The sequence below is a fragment of the Brevibacterium sp. CBA3109 genome (assembly GCF_040256645.1).
GTDB lineage: Bacteria > Actinomycetota > Actinomycetes > Actinomycetales > Brevibacteriaceae > Brevibacterium > Brevibacterium koreense.
Genome location: NZ_CP158281.1, coordinates 2712421 through 2735117, shown reverse-complemented (window position 1 = coordinate 2735117; position 22697 = coordinate 2712421). Strand labels below are relative to the sequence as shown.

Below are 22697 nucleotides of genomic sequence, written 5' to 3'. Positions count from 1 at the left end.
GGGTTGGGGATGCCCGAGTGAGTCTCGGGTCCATCTAGCCATCGGAGAACTCATGTCACATGCGCACACCGCCAGTCCCACCTCGGCTAAGGCCTCCCGGTCGAATTCAGCCGGCAGAGCCGGAGATATCGCCCTGATCGCGGTCTTCGCCGCTCTGCTGGCGGCGTTCGCGATGATGCCGCCGATCCCTGTGGGCCCGGCCGGTGTGCCGATCACGCTGCAGACCTTCGCCGTCGCGCTGTGCGGTTTGGTGTTGGGTCCGTGGCGCGGAGGGGCCGCCGTCCTGCTCTACGTCGTCCTGGGACTGTTGGGCCTGCCGATCTTCTCCGGCATGAGCGGCGGCATCGGCATACTCGCCGGACCCAGCGCCGGCTACATCACCTCGTTCACGCTCTACGCTCTGGCCGTCGGATTCGTCGCCCGCTGGGCCATTCGCCGCTTCCGCGGATCGAAGCTGTGGATCGCCCTGTTCGTCGGCGGGCTGGGCTCGAGCCTGCTGCTCAACCATCCGCTTGGGATCCTCGGGATGTCGATCAATGCCGACCTGCCCCTGGGGGTGGCTGCGGTCGCCGACCTCGCGTACTGGCCCGGGGACATCATCAAGAACGTCCTCGCCGTCTCCGTCGCACTACTCATCCACCGGGCATTCCCCGATGTCCTCCGCCGCCGAGGTGTCTCGACGCCGGTGCCGAACGCGGGTGCCGACTCCGAAGGTGCTGGCGTTGAGGGCGCTGCAGAAGGCTCTGCGGCACAGTGATCTTCGGAGACAGGTTCGCTCCTGATTCCGCGGGGGAGGGGGCACCGGAGATCTCGTTCGCCGAGGTCTCGGTCGGGGTCCTCGACGACACTCCGACTGGCGATGTCTACCGCCCGATCCTCACCGACGTCAACGTCACTTTGGACGAGCCGATGATTGCGATCATCGGCGCCAACGGATCAGGGAAGTCCACGCTGCTGCAGCTCTTCAACGGACTGGTCACAGCCAATTCCGGCCGGGTGCTCATCGACGGCCTCGACCCGGTCGAGCAGGCGAAGCAGGTCCGCTCGCGTGTGGGCTTCGTCTTCACCGATCCCGCAGCGCAGCTGGTGATGCCGACTCCCCTCGAAGACATCGAACTTTCCCTGCGCAAACGTGTTCCGAGGGCGCAGCGCGGCGCTGCCGCACTGGCAGTGCTCGAGGAACTGGGCATCGCTGACCTTGCCGATCGCAGCGTCTATGAGCTGTCCGGCGGTCAGCGCCAGCTCGTGGCTCTGGCCGCAGTGCTGGCTGTTGACCCGCAGATCCTCGTCCTCGACGAACCGACCACACTGTTGGACCTGCGCAACAAGGAGAAGCTGCGGAAACTCCTGGCAGACCTTGTCGTCAGCCGGGGCGTGCGCGTGATCTTCTCGACCCACGACCTCGACTTCGCCGGGCTGGCCGACCGTGCCCTCGTCGTCGATTCCGGACGCGTCGTCCACGACTCGGCCCCTGCGGAGGCGACTCGGATGTACCGTGAGCTGATCATGAGCGACTCCTCATGAGCGTCGTCCGTTGAGCCGCCGATCCCGCGCGGGTATCCGACCTCGACCGCAGCTGTTCGGGAAGGTTGCGCACAATCCCGGTTGGCTGCATCGAACAGCACCAGAGGTGAAGCTTGCTGTCATCGCCCTGATCGGAGTCGTGGCACTGATCTTCCGGGACCCGGTCATCAACTGGTCGATGTTCGCCGCTCTTGTCGTCCTCGGCTTCACCGCCAGACTGAGACTGCATCACTTCCTTAGGACCTGGATCTATGCGGCGGTGCTGATCCTCATCGTCGTGGCCATGCAGTACTTCTTCGGATCGCTGCGAGCCGGCCTCACAGTCGGCGGCACCGTGTTCGCCTGTGTGCAGGCCGCGATGCTGCTGACACTGACCACCACCGTGGCACAGCTGCTCGACACCTTCACCCTCATCGTCTCACCACTGCGCTTCCTCGGTGCCAGTCCCGACACGATCGCCCTGACCGCAAGTCTCATGGTTCGTGCCATCTCGCACATCTCCGGCCTGCTGGGGGAGGCCGACCGTGCTGCCCGAGCTCGCGGCCTCGACTCGAGCATCAAGGCCAGGGTCGTCCCCGCGATCCTCCGCTCGGTCAAATACGCCCAGGACACAGGCCGGGCACTCGACGCCCGTGGAATCGTGGACTGACCACCCTCCGGGCATCGAGACCACCCCGGAGCATCGAGAGCAGACCGGAGCGTTGAGAGCACACCGGAGCGTTGAGAGCACACCGGAGCATTGAGAGGCGACTCCCTGCTCTCTGCTTTGGGCGCGGCGGTCGGCGCTCGACGTTCTGACCTGCGCTCGGCTCAGCGTGGGGCGCAGGCTCAGCCTGTCTGGACGGTGAAGCCGCGGCCCAGTACCTGCGGGTGCGGGTTCTCGATCGCCCGCGAATAGTGGCCGATGAGCTGTGAGCACACGCTCTTCCAGCTGCGGCTTAGCACCTGCTGGCGTCCGGCGACACCGAACGCCCGACGCTTCGCCTCATCGCCGAGGAGGTCGGTGACATGTCCGCGCATCGCCGCCAGATCCTTCGGTGCGTAGAGCCACCCGGTATGTGAGGAGTCGACGAGATCAAGCGGGCCGCCGCGCGCGGGAGCGATGACGGGCACCTCAGAGGCCATTGCCTCCTGGATCGTCTGGCAGAAGGTCTCGAGCTCGCCGGGGGCGACCATGACATCGAAGCTCGCCACTGCCTGAGCCAGGGCCTCGCCGCCCAGGAAACCGGTGAAATGCGCATTCGGCAGGGATCGTTCGAGGCGCGCCCGCCACGGACCGTCGCCGACGATGACGAGCTTCGAGCCGGGCACATCCTCCAGAATAGCCAGGTCCTCCACCTGCTTCTCGGCGGCGAGCCGACCGACGTAGCCGATGATCTTCTCCCCATTCGGTGCCACCGACCGGCGCCAGGCCTCTGATCTGTGACTGGGGTCGAAGCGGGAGGAGTCGACCCCACGTGCCCACAGATCCACCTCGGCGACTCCGAGCCCGGACAGCTGCTCGAGGGTGTACGACGATGGGGCCAGAGTCAGGGAGGCGTGCTGATGGATGTTGCGCACGTGCGACCACAGCATGGCCTCGATGCCGTGCATGCCGTACCGAGCGGCGTAGGCGGGAACCTCGGTCTGATAGATCGCCACTGTGGGCAGGTCGAGGCTCTGGGCAGCCAGGACCCCGCGCCAGCCGAGCACGAAGGGGCTGGCCAGATGGACGACATCGGGGTCGAAAGTCTCCAACAGCCGTTTGATGCGGCTGACACCGCCGGGAGCCACACGGACCCGGCGATACTTCGGCAGGGCGATCGAAGGAACACGGATGATGCGGGCTCCGGCGACCTCCTTGGGGCCGTCGCGGCGTGTGCCTGGTGCGATGATGAGGACCTCGTCTCCGCGGTCGGCCAGATGGTCCAGGACACGGAGGAGTGAGTGGGTGACCCCATTCATGTTGGGGAGGAAGGACTCTGCAATGATCGCTACTCTCACACAACTCAGTTCACGCCCTCAGGGTGACGGACGGGCGACATTGAGACGACCGTCCGACGACGAAATGCTGAAATCGCCGCGCACAATCCCAACTGTCACCGCACTGTGGTGCTGCCAGCGACGCGTGGCTGGCCCATCAGCGACGCGTGGCTGGCCCATCAGCGACGAGGGGATGACGCATGTGTCACGAGCCGGTGGCTAGTTCGCGGCGAGTCTGAACCCCGCGTAAACTGAAGTGTCGGCAATGCGAGTGAGTGGGGAGAGGCGAGAATGGTCTGGTTCATTGTCGGAGCATGTGTGCTCGCCCTCGTCGTCCTCGCACTGGTCCTGACGCTCTTGCGGTTCAACCAGCTGTCGATGGCTCGTTCACTCTGCGATGAGGCCAAACGTCAGCTGCTCGTCGAACTCCGCGGTCGGCACGCGCTCGTGCCCGCCTACATCGGGACCCTGCAGCAGGTCACCACGCAAGATCTCAGCTCTGTCGAACTCGCGCTCGCCTCGGCCGAGCGTGCACCGTTCGGCCCTCGCGGTGCTGCCGCGGAGAGTGCGCTGACTCGTGCCGTCGACGATGCGGCACAGATTCCCAGCCAGATCGGCGACAGGGCCATTGCCACCGATTCTTCCCTGGCGATGCAGGCGAGTCCCCGGGACGAGCTCGACACCACGATCGCGCTTCTGCACGGTCAGCTGAACGTGTTGACCGAGCGCATCCTGTCCGGGGCCCGCATCTACAACACGAACGTCGATCTCTACCACCGGCAGCGAGAACGAGTCGTGTCACGGCTGTTTCAGAATGTGTTCAAGGCCCGCGAGCCCTTCACCGAGGTCCAGCCGCAGCAGACTTTCACCGAGGCGCAGCCGCAGCAGCAGTCTGGAGCCCAGGACCAATCAGGACCGGCCGGATCATGACGCGCTTCCGCATCGACCTCGGCTATCGCGGCACCGACTTCCACGGTTGGGCGAAGCAGCCTGGCCTGCGCACCGTGCAGGCATCGCTCGAGGCTGGACTGTCCCGGATCACCGGCGACGAGGTGGCCACCGTCGTTGCCGGGCGGACCGATGCGGGAGTCCATGCGAGACGACAGACAGTCCACATCGACCTGCCCACGGCCGGCATCGAAAAGCTCATCGGCAAGTCCTCCCGATCCGCCGAGGCGGCACTGCTCTCGCGTCTGCGCGGAGTCCTCACGGTCGATGACACCGATGACATCATCATCCACGCCGTATCCGAGGTCCCAGAGGACTTCGATGCCCGGTTCTCCGCACTGTGGCGGACCTACCAGTACAGACTCGCCGACCGTCGGTCCTTCATCGACCCGCTGCTGACTCCCGTGACACTGCGGCACAAAGGTGAACTCGACGCCGAGGCCATGGCCGAAGCCGCACGCGAGGCCCAGGGCCTTCACGATTTCCTTCCCTTCTGCAAACCACGGGCAGGTGCGACAACGATCCGCACCCTCTACGAGCTCGAGATCACCCGGGACCAGGACGCCGTGATCAGGATCGATCTGCGTGCCGATGCCTTCTGCCACCACATGGTTCGTGCCCTGGTGGGCGGGCTGATCAAGGTCGGATCCGGCACCTGGCCGGTGACTCGCCCGGCGGAACTCCTCGCCGAGGCGGACGCCGGCATCGACCCCGAAGTTCCAATGTTCGTCACGCCCGCACACGGGCTCGTCCTCACCGGGGTGGGATATCCCGAGGCCGAGTTCTATGCCTCCCGGGCAGCCCAGACGATGGCTCGGCGCACTCAGGACTAGCTGTCGTCCTCGGACATTGATCACCGTTGACTGGGCACCTTGTCGTCTTTTTGTGAGAAAACCTCTATCCAGATGTGAGAATCCTGTGTACATTCACATGTAGGTAACTTCCCGTTCTCTTCGGCACTGCAGGATGAGTCTGCTTGATCCTCGCGAGGCACAGTGGTTGTGCAGTGGATGAAATGACCAAAGGAAATCACATACATGTCGAAATTGATGACGAAGATGCTGGCAACAGGAGCGGCAGTGTCAATGCTGACTCTGCCTGGCATCGCCCCCGCCGTTGCCGCGTCGCTCGGAGGTGATTCCGTCAAGGAAGCACCCGCCGAGAGCAACAACCCCGAACCACCGCAAAGCAACTCATCACCAAGCAACTCATCCCCAAGGGACTCATCCGGCGCAGACTCGTCCTCTGTCGGAGGCGACGACACCGAGGATTCGGACAATTCGGCTCAGGCTGCAGCCGAGGGCACACAGGTCCAGCTGCTCAACATCACCGACTTCCACGGACGCATCGCCGAGGCTGGCACACAGGTCGCCTCGGTCGTCGAGGAAGAGCGCGCGAAGTATGCGGCTCAGCAGGGCACCGCCGGAACCGGGTTCCTCTCCGCCGGCGATAACATCGGAGCCTCCACCTACGTCTCCTCCTCTCAGCAGGACACCCCGACTCTTGACGTCCTCAACGCAATCGGCCTCCAGGCTTCGACCGTGGGCAACCACGAGTTCGACCAGGGCATCGACGACCTCACCGGCAGAGTCTCTTCCGAAGCGGACTTCCCCTACGCCGCCGCCAACGTCTATGACAAGGGCACCACCGAGGTCGTCGACGGGCTCGAGGACTACACGACGATCGATGTGGGTGGCGTGAAGATCGCTGTCATCGGTGTCGTCACCAAGGACACCAAGTCGCTGGTCTCACCCACCGGCATCGCTGATCTCGATTTCGGTGACCCCACCGACGCCGTCAACCGTGTTGCCGGTGAGATCGAGGCTCTGCCCGAAGGCGAGCAGCCGGATATGACGGTCGTCGAGGCCCACCTCGGCGCTTCGAACACGAAGAGCCTCGGTGACGCTCAGGCCTCGAACGCTGAGTTCAAGAAGCTCGTGACAGAATCAGATGCTTCCGTCGATGTGCTCTTCACCGGCCACACCCACCTGCCGTCCTCGTTCGAGGCCCCTGTACCCGGTGAACCCGACCGGACCCGCCCCGTCGTCCAGGCCGGCAACTACGGAAAATACGTCGGCCAGGTCCAACTCGAAGCCGATGAGAACGGAAACTGGACCACCGCGGACTCCGATCTCATTGCGACGGAGGATAAGAGCTACGATTCGCCTGTCGTCGACGAAGTCACCCAGATCATCGCAGACGCCGACGAAAAGGCGAAGGTCCCGGGCTCTGTCGTCGCAGGTGAGATCAGCGAAGACATCACCCGCGCCACGAAGGGCGGCGAGGAGGACCGCGGTGCGGAGAGCACTCTGGGCAACCTCGTCGCTGACGCCCTCAAGGACGGAGTCGAGGGCACACAGCTCGACGACGCCGACTTCGGCATCACGAACCCGGGCGGATTGCGCACGGACCTGACATGTGACGACATCTACAACACCGAAGGCAAGTGTGAAGTCACGGCCGCTGAGCTCAGCGCGGTCCTGCCCTTCGCCAATGACCATGGGGTCGTGACAATGCAGGGCTCCGACGTCATCGGGCTGTTCGAGGAGCAGTGGCAGCCAGCAGATGCCTCGCGCCCGTTCCTCCACCTCGGCATTTCCGACGAGCTCGAAGTCGTCTACGACTCCGACGCCGCTGAGGGTGAGCATGTGGAGTCGGTCGAGGTCGATGGCAAGAAGCTCGACCCGAACAAGGAATACAGGGTCGCGACGCTGAGCTTCCTCGCCTCCGGGGGAGACAACTTCTTCTCCTTCGCCAAGGGTGACTTCGAACTCTCCGGGCTCACGGACTTCGAGACCTGGGTCGACTACTTCGAGAAGCGCACGGAAGGCAACGAGAAGGTCTCACCAGATGACGACGAACGTCAGGCCGACCTGACCAAGGACGTCATCGACAACGGTGACCTCACGGTCGATCTCGCCGCCCCCGACGAGGGCATCGAGCCCGGTGAGAGCAAGAGCTTCGTCCTCAACACCACCGCCGAGGAAGAGGTTCCGGGACCTGTCGACGTGAGTGTTGACCTGCCCGAGGGCTACACCGTCAGCGCCGCTGATTCCGGATCGACGGGAGCCCAGAAGGCTGCGAAGACAATCACCTTGGATTCGATCCCAGCCGGTGCCAGTGACGTCTCCATCAACGTCACCGCACCCGAGGATGCCTCCGGAGAGGTCACCGTGGAGGTGGGCATGAAGGCCGGCGACGGGCAATGGTGGGATGACAACCCGCTGCCGGTCAGTCACGAGTTCGAGGCCACGGCACAGGTCGGCGATGAGGCGAATGCGGCGGCTGGTGATGACGGCGGTGCCGATGGCACGTCCGACGGCGCCGGATCGGATGCCAACGCCAACGGCGGTGCCGATGGTGATGACGGATCCGCAGACGCGTCGGGATCGGATGTGAACGCCAACGGCGCGAACGCGAATGCCTCCGGGGCCACCTCGGCGAATGCGGATGGCAGTGGAGCCGACGCCGATGGTTCGAAGGACGGCGGGGACCTGCCTCGCACCGGCTTCGAAGCCATGAACCTGGTGGCTGCGGCACTTGCGCTCATCGTCGCAGGCAGTATGGCCGTGACCGTGGTGCGCCGGCGCAAGACCACCGTGTGAGGCAGAGGATCAGCACGGGCTGAGACGCGTCACGAAGTGACGTTGAGCAGGCGGCGGTCAGACGGGACCAGACAGTTTCGTCTGACCGCCGCTGTCTTCTGTCTGCTTCGTCTGGAAGGTTTCGAGGTGGACGAGGACAGGGACGAGGAAGAGGATGCCCACGGCGGGGACGACGATTCCCGAGTCGTTGATGATTGTGCCGACGCCCAGCAGGATGGCCAGGCTGATCATGCCCGCCCGCAGCAGTGGGATCCGATTGTAGGCGTCGGTTATTCCCGGCAGTGAGAAACGCTGGGGTGCCAGTGCCAGCCAGAACACCCCGATGATGATGAGGGGCAGGACCAGCGTCATCCATGACTGGGTCAGGATGTCGATATTCATGCCGATCTTGCGGGTCAGAACACTCAGGGCCTCACCGCTGATGATGGAGTCGAAGAAGCGGCCGAAGTGGGTGCGCTGATCGGCGGGACGCAGCCAGTCGATGAACAGGACCGCCAGCATGACGAAGCCCGCGATTCCCACCGTCAGACCCATGCGTTTGAGCGAGAATCTGATCCCTGCGGCCGCGAGCACGAGGTAGGCGACGCCGATGATCAGCGTCGGTACGGACCCGAACTTCGTGCCCAGCCCCGGTGCGGCCAGGATGACGCTGGACACGAGGATGGGCACGGTGACGATGAGGATGCGCACGATCGGTCGTGTCGTCAGCGACGCGAACCCGGCCACGGCCAGCAGCAGGGCGCAGCAGTAGAGCGCGAGTGCGGAGTTGCCGATGCCGTAGAACCTTGATGCGATGAGCAGCGGTTCTCCCAGCAGTGTCGACATCTGGAGCGCAGAACCGGTGATCACGTCGTAGGCGAGGACGAGGACCGTGACGACGCAGACGAAGAGCACCGGTCCGAACTTGTACCCGCGCCACGGGCCCAGCAGGGCGATGACGCCGAGGATCAGTGACCAGCCGGCCAAGGCTCCCAGCATCGCAATATCCGGGTTGGTCGCTCTCTCCCACGGCACGGTGTTGACCAGATAGGTCGAGACCGGCATTGCGGCGAAGACTATGCCCAGCCGGTAGGCGCCGGTTTGGACGAGGGCACGATGATTCTTGCGCAGGAACCATGCCAGAACCAGCAGGCCGACCATGAGTGAGGCGATGACGGGGAAGAACCAGGTGGACAGTTCGTTCTGGGTCTTCACCGCCACCTGACGGTCGAGAACCGCCTGGAAGCGAGACTCCCAACTTCCGCCGGTGTTGTCATGGGTCATCGGAGCACCGGCCACATTCGCCATGGGCTCGCCGCCGCTGAGTTCGACGAGCGTCGGTGCGATGTCGGGGACCTGCACCAGACCTGGCTGCCGTGTCGACGAGGACGTCAGCAGTCCCGCAGCGCTACCGGGTTCGAGTGCCATCGTCGCCTGCATCGAGGAACCGTCGTTGTCTCCGTCAGCGATAGAGGAGAAGATCACCGGCGAGTTCCCTTGAGACAGCCCCTGCGAGGCGTCGCCATCGCTCCATCCGTTGGCGTGGAGGATCGTGCCGACCCGCCGGTCGAGGCTCTTGAGGGAGTATCCGTCCGAGGTGGTGTTGCCGAGGTCGATCAGCGACAGTTCGCCGTTTTCCGAGGCCTGTGTGGCCTTGTCCGCGAGATCATCGCCGACTGGAGACCAGCCTTTCACATGTCCGTTGGGAGCGGCTGCGGCAATGGCTGCACCGGGGCCGAAGGCCTTGATCGTCGGCACCGACTCGGAGAGTCCGCCCAATAGGGCGTCGTAGTTGTCCCCACGCGCCACTTGGCTGTAGACATCCCAGTCCGCAACCCAGCCATCCAGCGGCGGGGCCGGCTGACGGCATTCTTCGCGGGGCTCGTCGGCGGCGCGACGTCCCGACCCCACGGCCAACCAGCCGTCGACCGGGCAGCTGCTGGCTCGCACGCTGCGAGGAGTGATGGTGCCGATCTGTGCGGACTTCATCATCTTCCACAGGTTCGGGGTGGTGCGCGGATCGAGGTCTTCGAAGCTGAAGCCGGAGACCCCAATGAAGATCGGCGCATTCTCCGCCGCTGATTTGGTGGTGTCCGTCGTCGCGGCCGAGCCTGCGGTGTCCGCGGTCGTGCCCGCCTGGGACGCCGGCGGGAGCCCGAGGATGAGCAGAGCGATGACGAAGACGCCCAGCAGCACCCGCAGCGGGAACATCTTCGCCCTCATGTCCGATCCTTCCTGGCTTCAGGCGAACTTTCAGAGGAGCCGCCAGCGGGGGGCTCGGCGGCAGAGGTCTCGGCAGTCGTGAGGATGGTCCGTTGGCTGTTCCGGCGTGGCCAACGGCTGGTGACCTTCTCATCGGCGTGCTCGGCGCTCAGCGCCAGCAGATAGGGCAGCAGCACCATGGCACCAGTCGAGGGCACGGCGATGCCGGAGTCGGTGATTACCAGCCCCACCGCCATGCCTGTGGCCGCGGCGAGGAATCCGAAGTGGATGTCCTGGTCCGCGAACACCTGTGGCAGGCGTCCCCGCCATGTGTTCGTCAGACGACCGGTGCGACTGGTGGAGGCAATGTTGGGGAAGTGGAGCAGATAACGGAGGAAGAACAGGATGGCGATGATCGCGAGGGGAGTGACGATCGCCAGCGCCGGGTTGATCTGCATGATGTGGAGATTGGCGCTGAGCTTCCGAGCGACCACCTGCAGGGCTTCACCGGTGACGATCTGGTCGAAGAAGTTCCCGAAGTGCGATCGTGCCCCCGGCTCACGCAGCCAGTCGAGGAACGCGATGCCCAAGAGCACGGCCAAGGAGGCGAGGCCGATGAGTGCAAGGCGGAAGACGGAGAGGCGGATACGACTGACGAGTGCCAGCAGCACGAGAAGACCGGCCAAGGTGGCGATCGTGCCCCCGAACTTCGCTCCCCAGGACGGATTTCCGGACACGAGCACCGCAAACAGCCCGAGGGTGAGGGGAAGGATGAAGACCATCCGACGATGCCCATTCGCCCGCAGCCAGGAGATCGCAAGACCCAGGAAGTTGAAGAGGCTGACGATGAAGATTGCCGCACCCTGATTGCCCAGACCGTAGTAACGGCCGCCGACGATCGGGTTATAGCCCAGCAGTGAATTGCCCTGCAGATGCGAACCGGTGATGAGGTCTGCGGAGAGGATGAGGAAGCTCAACAGCGAGAGTGCTGCCACACGACCGCGCCAGGTTCGCCCCCACGGTGGAAGCAGAGAGGCACCGAAGAGGAGCGCGGCCGAGACTGCGACCGAAACGCTGAGACCGAACCCGGGATGCGGCAGTCTGGCCCACGGGAACAGCCCGGCCAGGAACGCGCTCATCGGCAGAGTCGCCACGGCCAAGGAGACCCAGCCGAGGAACCTGTGCACGGTCGGGGCGATCGTCGCACCGCCTCGGCGACCGAGGAAGCTCCGGCTCAGGAGCAGGCCGCACAAGATGAACAGGAGATAGAAGGTGGTATCGAGAAGCAGGGAGAACGTCGACAGATGCTGGTAGATCGACGTCGCCTTCTGCGATTCCGAGACGAGGTCGTCGATGCGCTTCTGTGGCTCATCATCGCTCGGTGTGCTGTCGAAGGAGATGCCGCTGGGGGAGGAGATGCCGACCTGGTCGAGGATTCCCGGAGCGATGTCCGTGAGCTGCAGGAGGCCGGGGGTGCGGGTGCTTGCCGAGGACAGACTGCCTGGTTCGTAGCCGGGGCCGGAAGCGATGAACGCGCGCAGCTGCGGCAGACTCGAGCTGTCGCCGAGGCCGGCCACAATGATCGTGGGCTCTCCACTTCCCGGCGTCGCGGAATCACGTGCTTCCGCCAGTTTGGTACCCAAACGTTTGTCGGCCTCGGCAACGCGTTTCTCACGGTCGAAGAAGGCAGGCACAGTGTAGGAGTAGTTGGGGATCGGATCGTAGAGCCAGGCCGAGGAGCCGATCGAGCCCAGGTCGACGAGATCGAGCCGGCAGTCCGTGGCGGCCGCGTCGTCGGTGTAGTTGGCCACGATGCCGTTCTCGTCAGCCACAGCATAGGCCGCGCCGGGACCCTCGGCGGCGACGCAGGGCTTCAACTGTGCTTCGTCTCCCGCCGGGCCAGTCTCTGATGAGGCGGCCTTCCCCTGCTCGCGGATGAGGCGGGCGAGCATCCCGTAGTCCACCGAGTATCCGGAGTCGATGTTCGGTTCCTTGATGGACTCGAAGTCGTCGATCGTCGCGGTGGTCGTGCCATCTGCGGAGCTCTGGGCGAGATCTTCGTCACTCGATGCGTCTGTGCCGACACCCGACTTCGTGGCGTCATCCACGCCGTCGAGCGTCTTCGCCACAGCATCGTTGGCGGTCGAAGGTGCACTCAACGGTGGGCAGGTGGCCTTGTTGTCTTCGTGCTCTGGATCAGCGGGCGGTCCTGCCTGTGCCCGTGCACCGGCACCCATGGACAGCCAGCCCGAGCCGGGGCAGGTGGCCGAGCCGATGGTGCGCACATTCAGGTTGGCCGCCGAGCCGCTGGAGAAGAGCGCATAGAGGTTGGGCGTGCGCACGCGGTCGATATCACTGATGGTCAGACCGGGTATGCCGTAGACGATTGTCTTGCCGGCGGGGTCGTGCGAGCCGGTGGAATCCTCACCTGATGCTCCGGTCATCGACGATGGTGCGGTGGTCGACGCTGCTGTGGTGCTGGCAGGTGAGGTTGAGGGTGATCCGGTGGCCGCTGACTCGTCTGCCGCGGTGGCCGGTGACTGTGCCGGGCCGAGCGCGAGCACCAGAAGCCCGAGGACTAATCCCAGCACCAGGAGTCTGTATGCGGGAAGGCGCGTGGGCAGGAAGGATGTAGGCGGCACAGGTCAATAGTATCGGCTCGGCTTTCCGCCCGCTCTGGCACTGGCCTGAGCGTTTGCTCCGCGAGCGAGCTTGCATGTATATTTGATTGTCGTTGTGTGTGTCCGTCGTGCTCCCTTACATAGCCTCATGCGTTGCAGGCCCGTAGGTGAGGGGACGATTTCGATGGGCAGACCCGATTCAAGACAACGAGTGCCTTGATTCATCAGACTCACGACCCGATGAATCATCAGCACTACACCAAGAGATACGAAAAGAAGGCTACTTTTGCGTACGTTCACACCCAAGCCCGGCGATATTGAGCGCCAGTGGCACGTCATTGACGCCACTGACCAGGTGCTCGGTCGTCTTGCTGCCCAGGTTGCACGCCTGTTGCGCGGCAAGCACAAGACCACCTTTGCTCCTCATATCGACACCGGTGACTTCGTCATCATCATCAATGCAGACAAAGTCGCATTGACCGGTGCGAAGCTCGATCAGAAGCGCGCTTACCACCACTCGGGTTACCCGGGTGGTCTGAAGAGCGTCAACTACGCCGAGCTTCTCGCCACCAATCCCGAGCGCGCAGTCGAAAAGGCTGTCGGCGGTATGGTTCCGAAGACTCGTCTCGGACGTGCCCAGATGCAGAAGCTGAAGGTGTACCAGGGTGGAGAGCACCCACACGCCGCTCAGAATCCGCAGCCGTACGAACTCAGCCAGGTCGCGCAGTAAGCGCGCCTGAGCTCTAGACATACCGAGGAGAACCGTGGCTGAAGAAACCACCACTGCGACAGACGCTGTCGAAGAACCAACCGCAACCGAATACACGTCGGAGACCCCCGACTCCGCAGGCCTGGGCGAACAGACCGCCGGCGGACGTGGTCAGTCCCTGACCGCTCCCGGCAGTGGAGTCGGCCGCCGCAAGCAGGCAATTGCTCGCGTCCGCCTGATCCCCGGATCCGGTGAGTGGACCATCAACGGACGCACTCTCGAAGAGTACTTCCCGAACAAGCTGCACCAGCAGCTCGTCAACGAGCCCTTCCGTCTCCTGGACCTCGAAGGGCGCTTCGACGTCGTCGTGCGCATCTCCGGTGGCGGACCTTCCGGCCAGGCCGGAGCCGTTCGTCTGGGCATTGCCCGTTCGCTCAACCAGATCGACGAAGAGTCGAACCGTGCTGAGCTGAAGAAGGCAGGCTACCTGCGCCGCGACGCACGCGTCCCCGAGCGCAAGAAGGCCGGTCTCAAGAAGGCCCGTAAGGCACCTCAGTTCTCGAAGCGCTGATTCTGCTGTCAGGACTGCGCCTGGTCTGCCGCTGAAGCGCAGTCCCCGACAGTTCAGCTCGATGAACACCGCAGTGCGGCCCCGAACCGGATTCGGGGCCGCATTTCGTGCATTCACCTGCTTTTCGCCCCTCTCTCGCCTCGACGCAGGCGGTGTCGTCCCGCACCGACATGGGCGACACATCTCAAACCAATTTCGGGCGTCGTACGGTCTGCTCACCACCGCCTCGGCGGCGTTATGGACTAAAATCGACGAGAAATTGAGGAAAGGACTTTCCATGTCACGACTCTTCGGCACCGACGGTGTCCGTGGACTCGCCAATCGCGACATCTCCGCACGGCTGGCGCTCCAACTCTCCGTTGCAGGTTCGCGGGTTCTCACCCGCGGTTGGCCGGAAGGCAAGCGTCCCTTCGCCGTTGTCGGCCGCGATACTCGAATCTCCGGTGAGTTCCTCTCCGCCGCGATCTCCGCGGGCATCGCCTCCGCGGGAGTCGACGTGCTCGATGCGGGAATGCTGCCCACCCCTGGCATCGCCAGCGTCGTTGCGGACACGGGTGCCGCCTTCGGGGTCGTCATCTCCGCCTCCCACAATCCGATGCCGGACAACGGCATCAAATTCTTCGCGGCAGGTGGGACGAAGCTCGATGACTCCGTCGAGGATTCGATCCTTGCGGTCCTCGACGAGGACTGGGAACGTCCCACCGGCGCCGAGGTGGGTCGCATCTCTCGTTATCCCGCCGCTGCCGACGAATATACGGAGAAGCTCGTGCGGTCCCTCGATGCTGAGGGTACACGCCCCCTGTCCGGTCTCAAGGTCGTCGTCGACTGCGCTCACGGAGCTGCGTCCATCGTCGGACCCGCTGCCCTGCGCCAGGCCGGTGCCGAAGTCATCGTTTCCGCCGCTGAGCCCGATGGCTTCAACATCAATGACGGTGTCGGTTCCACACACCTCGAACCACTCCAGCGTCTCGTCGTCGAAACTCAGTCCGATCTGGGTGTGGCCTTCGACGGCGACGCCGACCGCTGCCTGGCCGTTGACTCCCTGGGCCGTGTCATCAACGGTGACCAACTCATGGGCATCCTGGCGATCGGCCTCAAGGAGCTCGGCGAGCTCACCGGCAATACGCTCGTCACGACCGTGATGTCGAACATCGGCCTGCGCCACGCCATGGACAAGTACTCAATCAATACGGTCCAGACCGCTGTGGGTGACCGGTACGTCCTCGAGCGCATGCTGGCAGACGGCTACGTCCTCGGTGGCGAGCAGTCCGGGCATGTGCTCATGCTCGACCATGGTTCGACCGGCGACGGCGTGCAGACGGCCCTGCACCTGATGAAGCGCATGGCCGATTCGAAGCGTACGTTGGCTGACCTGGCTGCCGAGATTCCTCAGCTGCCCCAGGCTCTCGTCAACGTCAAGGATGTTGACAAATACAGTGTCGACCACCCCAAGGTTGCGGCCGAGGTGAACGCCGTCGAGGCTGAGCTCGAAGGCTCGGGTCGCGTCCTGCTGCGGGCCTCGGGCACCGAGGCCCTGATCCGTGTCATGGTCGAGGCGGAGACCGAAGACATTGCCCAGGCCCAGGCCGAGCGTCTGGCTGCCAATGTCAAGGAACACCTGGGACTGTGAGCTTCCTGATCCGGTAAGCATCCCTACCCGATGCAGAGGCCGCAGTCGCATAGTGCGCTGCGGCCTCTGATGTCGCCCAGCTTCGTTCGCTGCTCTGTTCGCTCGATCCACGGCTAGTCTGATTTTGTCGTCGCCGGAGACGACTTTTCCGTACGCCACGTTGATCGGGTCCCGAATGCACAGTCCCGAATGTATCGTCAGCGCGTCGAGCTTCTGCATCCAGTTTGATCGGCGGAGTCGGGTTCACTCTGCGTGGGGGCCGTCGACGGGGGCCTTGCTGAGAGATAGTTCCGACATCAATGGTGTGAGCGAGCGGTGGTGCGACGGGACCTTGCACGGTCTGTGCGCTCGAGTCACGGTTCATCCACAGCCGGAATTCAGAACGTTGTCTCGACATCACCGTTCGACGATGCTTGCCTCATGTTCGCGTGCATATCTGCTTTGGAGCTCAGGAACGCCGGGTTGTCTGTTTACCAGATCACTCTTGCCGAACGATGCTGTCTGCGACGAGTTCGCCGCGGTATCTACGTTGTGGCCCGTGCCTGCGCCGAGCCTGCTCACCATTTTGTGGCGACGATCGCAGAAGCTGCGAGCACCAGCCTGCCACAGGAGTCGAAGGGAATGCTCAAGCGCGGTGAGGATCTGCGCATCATGGTGAGATCATATGTCGGTGACCTGCCGCCGGGCGCCGTATTCTCGCATCGAAGTGCTCTGATCATTCATGGACTGCCTGTTCCGTACTTCGCCCAGAACGAAGCCCCGTGTGTGGAGTCGGTACATCCGAAATTCGGTGTGAGGCGAACCTCTATCCTGATCCGAAAGAGAGAGATCAGCGACGACGATTTGGTGATTGTCAACGGTATTCGCACCACCTCGGTCTTGCGTACACTGTTCGACGTCGCCCGTGACTTCCCACTGGCATTCGCCGTTGCTGTGATCGATGCGGCCGTTCGCCAATCACGCGTTTCAGCGAATGAGATCGAAAGCTATTGTGTCAGCCGTCCGCCGAGAACGCATCAGGCGCGGATCGCCTCGGTGCTCGAGAATATCGACCCGCGCCGAGAATCGGTCGCAGAGTCGATCACCGCTGTGCGCTTCGTCGAGTACTCGGTACCCGGATTCGAACCGCAGGTTGTGATCCGCGATGAGCGCGGCGACTTCGTCGCGAGGACGGACTTCACGAACGAGCAGGCCGGAGTCATTGCCGAGTTCGACGGTGCAGGAAAGTACTATCTGAAGAGTTCAGGGCCGAAGTCGGAATTCGAGCTCGAGAGGCGTCGAGAGTATCGCCTCCGCAATCTCGGGTACGTGGTCTTTCGTCTGACTTGGTCGCAGATCTTCTCCGCCGAGCTGTTCATTCGCATCAGAGCTGCTGTCGAACAGAGGACGAAGAGATGTCCATGAGGCACTGTGGGCCCGTAAGAACGCCTTCGGTCGCGAGCTCTCGGCAGCGCGATGACACTCGATCAACGGTCGGTCCGAATATGTCGACGCAGGCGACGACATATTCAAGCTTGGCGTTGATCGAGGGCGTTGATCGAGGCCGTTGACCGAGGGCGTGGCCCAAAACCCGGACAGAACCGCTTGGTGCAGAGTTGGCTATCGCCGCGATCTGAATTCAGCACGGGTCACTCACCCGTCGACGCGGTTTGTGGCAGAGGCCGCAGTCGCATGGAGCGCTGTCCCTCAGCTCGCGGCGTCTGCCCCGCAGTCGCATAGAGCGCTGCCCCTCAGTTCTCGGCGTCTGCACCTCAATTCGCGGCGTCTGCCCCTCAATTCGCGGCGTCTGCCCCTCAGCTCGAGGCGAACTGTGTTTCGTAGAGTTCCGCGTAGCGTCCGCTGTGAGCCAGCAGCTCGTCGTGCGAACCCGACTCGACAATGCGGCCGGCCTCGACGACGAGGATCGTATCGGCCTGCCGGATCGTGGAGAGCCGGTGGGCGATGACCATCGCGGTGCGTCCACTCATCGCCTGGGCCAGCGCCTGTTGTACGGCTGCCTCGTTCGTCGAATCCAGGGCCGAAGTCGCCTCATCGAGGACGACGACCTCAGGAGCGGCCAGGAGCATTCGCGCGATGGTCAGCCGCTGGCGTTCACCACCGGAGAGCCGATAGCCGCGTTCACCGATGACCGTGTCCAAACCGTCGGGCAGGGCCGCGATGACGTTGTGGAGCTGGGCCCGATCGATGGCCTGGTGCAGCTGCGCATCGGTGGCTTCGGGTTTGACCAGGGTCAGGTTGGAGCGGATCGACTCGTGGAAGACATGACCGTCCTGAGTCACCACTCCGACCGACTTGCGCAGAGACTCGTAGGACAGCTCGCGCACGTCCACGCCACCGATGGTGATCGACCCTGAGGTCACGTCGTAGAGGCGGGGCAGGAGCGAGGCGATCGTGGACTTGCCCGCGCCGGAGGAGCCGACCAGAGCGACGGTCTGGCCGGCGGGGATTGTGAAGTCGAGTGAGTGCAGGACCTCCTCCCCGCCACGGGTGTCGAGCACGGAGACGTCCTCGAGGCTGGCGAGGCTGACCTGATCCGCACTGGGATAGGCGAAGTCGACGTTCGAGAATGTCACGTCCAGCCCGCCCTTCGGCAGGGCCTTCGGTGTCGCAGGTTCCTTGATCAGGGGCACAAGGTCGAGGATCTCGAAGACGCGCTGGAAGCTGACGACGGCGCTCATGATGTCTAGACGCGCATTGGCGAGCATGGTCAGGGGAGTGTAGAGCCTGGTCAACAGGAGTGCGAGTGTGACGACCTGGCCGGCGTTGAGGTGGCCGAGGACGGCCTGGGCGCCGCCGATGCCGTAGACAAGGGCCAGTGCCAGGGCCGAGACCAGCGTCAGTGAGGACACGAACGTCGACTGCAGCATGGCCACCTTGATGCCGATGTCCCTGACCTGGCCGGCACGGTCGGAGAACTCCTCGGACTCGGTCTTCGGGTTGCCGAAGAGCTTGACCAGCGTCGCGCCTCCTGCGGAGAACCTCTCCGTCATCCGCGTCGACATGTCGGCACTGTTCTCCGCGGCCTGGAACTGCAGAGAGGCGAGCTTTCCACTGAGCAGCCTGGTGGGGATGATGAACAGCGGCAGCAGCAGGATCGAGAGCACCGTGACCTGCCAGGAGATGGTCACCATCACGGCGACGGTCAGCACCAGGGAGACGAAGTTCGACACGATGCCTGACAGCGTGTTCGAGAACGCACGCTGGGCCCCGATGACATCGGTGTTCAGGCGGGAGACCAGAGCGCCCGTGCGGGTGCGATTGAAGAAAGCGATCGGCATTCTCTGCACATGGTCGTAGACCGCGGAGCGCAGATCGAAGATGAGCCCCTCGCCGATCTGCGAGGAGAGGTACCTGTTGAAGATCGAGATCGCGGCGTCCGCGATCGCCAGACCTCCGATCGCCACGGCCAGCCAGACGACGGTCTCGACGGGCCCGCCTCCGGTGATCGCGTTGACGACCTTGCCGGCGAGAACCGGGTTGAGGACACCGATGACGGCTGTGCCGACGGAGAGTGTGAGGAAGACGATGAGCTTCTTCTTGTGCCTGGTCGCGAACGAGGCGATGCGGCGGTAGGTGCCCGGTTTGATCGAGGTCTTCGGGGTCTTCTTGCTCGACACGGAGCTGTACATCACCCTGTGTGCTGACTGCAGACTCATATCGGCCTCATTTCTTTGTGGCGTTCCGCCTGCGTCTGGGGCGAACGGACGCAAGCGGACACAGCTGTCCTTGGGTTCGAGCCCACCACGCATGGTTCGCGCAGGATTCAAACCGTGCACTCAGTGCAACTATCGCAGGTCGGAATCTATTTCATCATCGGTGCAGATCCACGCCCCACGTGAGAGACCTCACGGCCCGGCCACGCCTGGGACCAGGAACCGCCGCGCCCGAGCGCACACGGTCAAGCGCCTGAGGTCAGAGCTTGCGCAGCTGGACCTTGCGGATCGTGTGGTCGTCCGACTTGTGCAGCACGAGGTCGGCACGGCCGCGGCTGGGCTGGACGTTTTTGCGCAGGTTGGGGAAGTTGATCGAATCCCAGATCTCCGTGGCCAGGGTGATCGCCTCGTCGTCGTCGAGCTTCGAATAACGGTGGAAGTAGGAGTCCGTGTCCTGGAAGGCACCGTGCTTGAGCTTGAGGAACCGGGAGATATACCACTGTCGGATGTCCCGGGAACGGGCATCGACGTAGACGGAGAAATCGAAGTAGTCGCTGATCGACAGGCCCAGGGTTCCGTCGCTGCGGGGCCGGGCAGGCTGGAGGACGTTGAGGCCTTCGACGATGAGGACATCGGGGGAGCGGACGACCACCTCGGCGCCGGGGACGATGTCGTAGGTGTGATGCGAGTACACGGGGGCACGGACCTCGGGGGAGCCGGACTTCACAGCGGAGATGAACCGCAGCAGTTTGCGCCGGTCGTAGGACTCAGGAAATCCCTTGCGCCCGACCAGGCGTCTGCGCTGGAGCTCGGCGTTGGAGTAGAGGAAGCCATCGGTGGTGATGAGCTCGACGCGGGGGGTGTCGGGCCATCTGGCTAAGAGTTCGCGCAGAACACGCGCGGTGGTGGACTTGCCGACGGCGACGGAGCCGGCCACACCGATGACGAAGGGCGTGCGCTTGGCCTCCTGCGGTTCAAGACCCAGTTCGTGCAGAGGGGAGAAGAACTCACGAGTCATCTCATGCGTGCTGCGGCGGGCAGAGACATAGAGGTTGAGCAGGCGGGACAGAGGCAGGTAAACCTGAGCCACCTCGTCGAGGTTGATCCGGTCGCCCAGACCGCGCAGACGTTCGATGTCGCGCTGCTTCAGCGGCAGGGGCGTGGCCTGCGCCAGAGTGCCCCAGACGTCACGGTCGAACTCCCAGAACGGTGATGTCGGTTCGGCCTCGGGCTTGCGTCCGATGTTGAGGCCGGCCAGGCGCCGCGCGCGGTCAAGGATGGGATCGACGTGAGACATGGGAGCAATTGTGTCATGCGTCATGCCTGCTCGGATCGCCGAGGTGATAATGAAAGATCGCCGAGGTGGTCGATGCAACGATATTTGACTTGATTGCGTAAAATTCCACTCATGTGTGGAATCGTTGGTTATGTATCCAAAGCAGACGTGGACAATGCTGATCACTCAGCGCTCGATGTAGTGCTCAGCGGCCTGAAACGGCTCGAATACCGGGGCTATGACTCTGCGGGAGTCGCCCTAGTCACTCCTGCTGGTGTTCTGGAGACCGCGAAGAAGGCCGGCAAGCTCTCGGCGCTGACCGATGAGCTCGAGGTCAACCCGCTCCCGAAGGCGCAGACGGGCATCGGACACACCAGGTGGGCCACCCACGGTGGACCGACCGACCTCAACGCCCACCCGCATGTGGCCGACGGCGGAAAACTGGCGCTGATCCACAACGGCATCATCGAGAACTTCGCCCAGCTGAAGAAGAACCTCGTCGCCGAGGGTGTCGAATTCGAGTCCGAGACCGACACCGAGGTTGCGGCCGCCCAGCTGGCCAAGAATTACCAGGACACCGGTGACCTGACGAAGGCCATGCGCGTGACCGCCACACAGCTCGAAGGTGCCTTCACCCTGCTGGCCGTCCACGCCGATGCTCCCGGTCAGGTCGTCGCCGCACGTCGCAACTCGCCCCTGGTCATCGGACTGGGCGAAGGAGAGAACTTCCTCGGCTCCGACGTCGCCGCCTTCATCGACTACACCCGCACCGCTGTGGAGATCGGTCAGGACCAGGTCGTGACCATCACCCCGGAGACCGTGGTCATCACGGACACCGACGGCAACGAGGTCGAAGGCGTTGAGTATAAGGTCGACTGGGACGCCGCCGCTGCTGAGAAGGGCGGATTCCCTTCGTTCATGGACAAGGAGATCCACGACCAACCACAGGCCATCGCGGACACACTGCTGGGACGCCTCGACATCGACGGCAAACTCACCCTCGACGAGATGCACATCGACGAGACCGTGCTCAAGACCATCGACAAGATCATCGTCATCGCCTGCGGCACCGCAGCCTACGCCGGCCAGGTCGCCAAGTATGCGATCGAACATTGGTGCCGCGTGCCCGTCGAGGTCGAACTCGCCCACGAATTCCGCTACCGCGATCCCGTGGTCAACGAGAAGACCCTCGTCGTCGCGATCTCCCAGTCAGGCGAGACCATGGACACGACCATGGCTGTGCGCCACGCTCGTCAGCAGGGCGCGAAGGTCATCGCGATCTGCAACACCTTCGGATCGACCATTCCCCGCGAATCCGACGCCGCACTGTACACGCACGCAGGCCCGGAGATCGCCGTCGCCTCGACCAAGGCCTTCCTCTCACAGGTCGTGGCCTGCTATCTGTTGGGCCTTTACCTGGCGCAGCTGCGCGGCAACAAGTTCCGTGACGAGATCGAAGTCATCCTCGACGAGCTCCAGACCATCCCGGAGAAGGTCCAGAGCCTCCTCGACAATGACAAGGAACAGGTCCAGGCACTGGCCCGCCGCAACCAGGACGTCGACTCCGTGCTGTTCCTGGGTCGCCACGTCGGCTACCCGGTGGCCATGGAGGGTGCGCTCAAACTCAAGGAGCTCGCCTACATCCACGCCGAGGGTTTCGCCGCCGGTGAGCTCAAGCACGGACCGATCGCACTCATCGACGACGGTCAGCTCGTCATCATCGTCGTGCCGTCCAAGCGCGGCCGCGACTCCCTGCACGCCAAGGTCATCTCGAACATCCAGGAAGTCCGGGCCCGCGGGGCGAATACCGTGGTCATCGCCGAAGAGGGCGACGAGGAAGTTCAGGAGTTCGCGTCCGAGGTCATCTACGTTCCCCAGACGACGACGCTCATGGCACCGCTGCTGACCACGGTTCCGCTGCAGATCTTCGCCATGGAACTGGCCACGGCGAAGGGCCTCGACGTGGATCAGCCGCGCAACCTCGCCAAGTCCGTGACAGTGGAATAAGGACAGCGAC

At 63.7% G+C, this 22697-nt stretch carries 16 protein-coding genes; 11 read left to right on the top strand and 5 right to left on the bottom strand.

Translation table 11 applies throughout. From position 1 onward, the window contains the following. The first annotated feature begins 52 nt into the window (after positions 1–52). The 3 genes from AAFP32_RS12505 to AAFP32_RS12495 all read left to right on the top strand — a co-directional run bounded on the left by AAFP32_RS12505 (position 53) and on the right by AAFP32_RS12495 (position 2173). Positions 53–757 (top strand): biotin transporter BioY, encoded by a 705-nt coding sequence (locus AAFP32_RS12505; protein ID WP_350269388.1) that lies wholly within the window; start codon positions 53–55, stop codon positions 755–757. Beyond that, positions 754–1524 (top strand): ABC transporter ATP-binding protein, encoded by a 771-nt coding sequence (locus AAFP32_RS12500; protein WP_350269387.1) that lies wholly within the window; start codon positions 754–756, stop codon positions 1522–1524. The genes AAFP32_RS12505 and AAFP32_RS12500 overlap by 4 nt, the downstream gene beginning before the upstream one ends. A gap of 106 nt (positions 1525–1630) precedes the next feature. Next, the gene (locus AAFP32_RS12495; RefSeq protein WP_350269386.1) at positions 1631–2173 is read left to right on the top strand and encodes an energy-coupling factor transporter transmembrane component T; all 543 of its coding nucleotides are present in this window, start codon (positions 1631–1633) and stop codon (positions 2171–2173) included. A gap of 179 nt (positions 2174–2352) precedes the next feature. On the opposite strand, the gene AAFP32_RS12490 is transcribed toward AAFP32_RS12495, so the two are convergent. Next, positions 2353–3507: a glycosyltransferase family 1 protein gene (locus AAFP32_RS12490; protein WP_350269385.1), complete on the bottom strand. Its 1155-nt coding sequence runs from the start codon at positions 3505–3507 to the stop codon at positions 2353–2355. 270 nt (positions 3508–3777) lie between these two features. Between AAFP32_RS12490 and AAFP32_RS12485 the strand changes: the two genes are divergently transcribed. From AAFP32_RS12485 to AAFP32_RS12475, 3 genes are all read left to right on the top strand, one after another. Next, the gene (locus AAFP32_RS12485; RefSeq protein WP_350269384.1) at positions 3778–4416 is read left to right on the top strand and encodes a LemA family protein; all 639 of its coding nucleotides are present in this window, start codon (positions 3778–3780) and stop codon (positions 4414–4416) included. Continuing rightward, entirely contained in the window at positions 4413–5267 is an 855-nt protein-coding gene (truA, locus tag AAFP32_RS12480; RefSeq protein ID WP_101620782.1) for a tRNA pseudouridine(38-40) synthase TruA, read from the top strand. Before AAFP32_RS12485 ends, truA begins: the two co-directional genes overlap by 4 nt. Before the next feature lie 204 nt (positions 5268–5471). After that, on the top strand, positions 5472–8039 hold the full coding sequence (locus tag AAFP32_RS12475; RefSeq protein ID WP_350269383.1) for a bifunctional UDP-sugar hydrolase/5'-nucleotidase: 2568 nt from the start codon (positions 5472–5474) through the stop codon (positions 8037–8039). A gap of 57 nt (positions 8040–8096) precedes the next feature. Here AAFP32_RS12475 and AAFP32_RS12470 read toward each other — a convergent pair whose 3' ends face one another. Together AAFP32_RS12470 and AAFP32_RS12465 are read right to left on the bottom strand one after the other, a co-directional pair. Further along, positions 8097–10241: a hypothetical protein gene (locus AAFP32_RS12470; protein WP_350269382.1), complete on the bottom strand. Its 2145-nt coding sequence runs from the start codon at positions 10239–10241 to the stop codon at positions 8097–8099. Continuing rightward, positions 10238–12862, bottom strand: a complete 2625-nt coding sequence (locus AAFP32_RS12465; RefSeq protein ID WP_350269381.1) for a hypothetical protein — start codon at positions 12860–12862, stop codon at positions 10238–10240. Before AAFP32_RS12465 ends, AAFP32_RS12470 begins: the two co-directional genes overlap by 4 nt. Positions 12863–13127: 265 nt before the next feature. Between AAFP32_RS12465 and rplM the strand changes: the two genes are divergently transcribed. The 4 genes from rplM (at position 13128) to AAFP32_RS12445 (ending at position 17155) form a co-directional block, all read left to right on the top strand. Further along, a complete protein-coding gene (gene rplM, locus AAFP32_RS12460) occupies positions 13128–13571 on the top strand; it encodes a 50S ribosomal protein L13 (RefSeq protein WP_009883872.1) in 444 nt (147 codons plus the stop codon). A gap of 34 nt (positions 13572–13605) precedes the next feature. Continuing rightward, positions 13606–14121, top strand: a complete 516-nt coding sequence (rpsI, locus tag AAFP32_RS12455) for a 30S ribosomal protein S9 (protein WP_101620785.1) — start codon at positions 13606–13608, stop codon at positions 14119–14121. 277 nt (positions 14122–14398) lie between these two features. Next, entirely contained in the window at positions 14399–15751 is a 1353-nt protein-coding gene (gene glmM, locus AAFP32_RS12450; protein WP_350269380.1) for a phosphoglucosamine mutase, read from the top strand. A gap of 462 nt (positions 15752–16213) precedes the next feature. Then, on the top strand, positions 16214–17155 hold the full coding sequence (locus tag AAFP32_RS12445) for a hypothetical protein (RefSeq protein WP_350269379.1): 942 nt from the start codon (positions 16214–16216) through the stop codon (positions 17153–17155). Between the two features lie 389 nt (positions 17156–17544). On the opposite strand, the gene AAFP32_RS12440 is transcribed toward AAFP32_RS12445, so the two are convergent. Continuing rightward, on the bottom strand, positions 17545–19407 hold the full coding sequence (locus AAFP32_RS12440; RefSeq protein WP_350269378.1) for an ABC transporter ATP-binding protein: 1863 nt from the start codon (positions 19405–19407) through the stop codon (positions 17545–17547). Positions 19408–19663: 256 nt separating this feature from the next. Beyond that, positions 19664–20701 carry a type I pantothenate kinase gene (gene coaA / locus AAFP32_RS12435; protein ID WP_101620789.1) on the bottom strand — a complete coding sequence of 346 codons (1038 nt, stop codon included), beginning with the start codon at positions 20699–20701 and terminating at the stop codon, positions 19664–19666. Positions 20702–20812: 111 nt separating this feature from the next. Between coaA and glmS the strand changes: the two genes are divergently transcribed. Further along, complete coding sequence (glmS, locus tag AAFP32_RS12430) at positions 20813–22687, top strand: glutamine--fructose-6-phosphate transaminase (isomerizing) (RefSeq protein WP_350269377.1); 1875 nt, start codon at positions 20813–20815, stop codon at positions 22685–22687. Positions 22688–22697 lie beyond the last annotated feature (10 nt).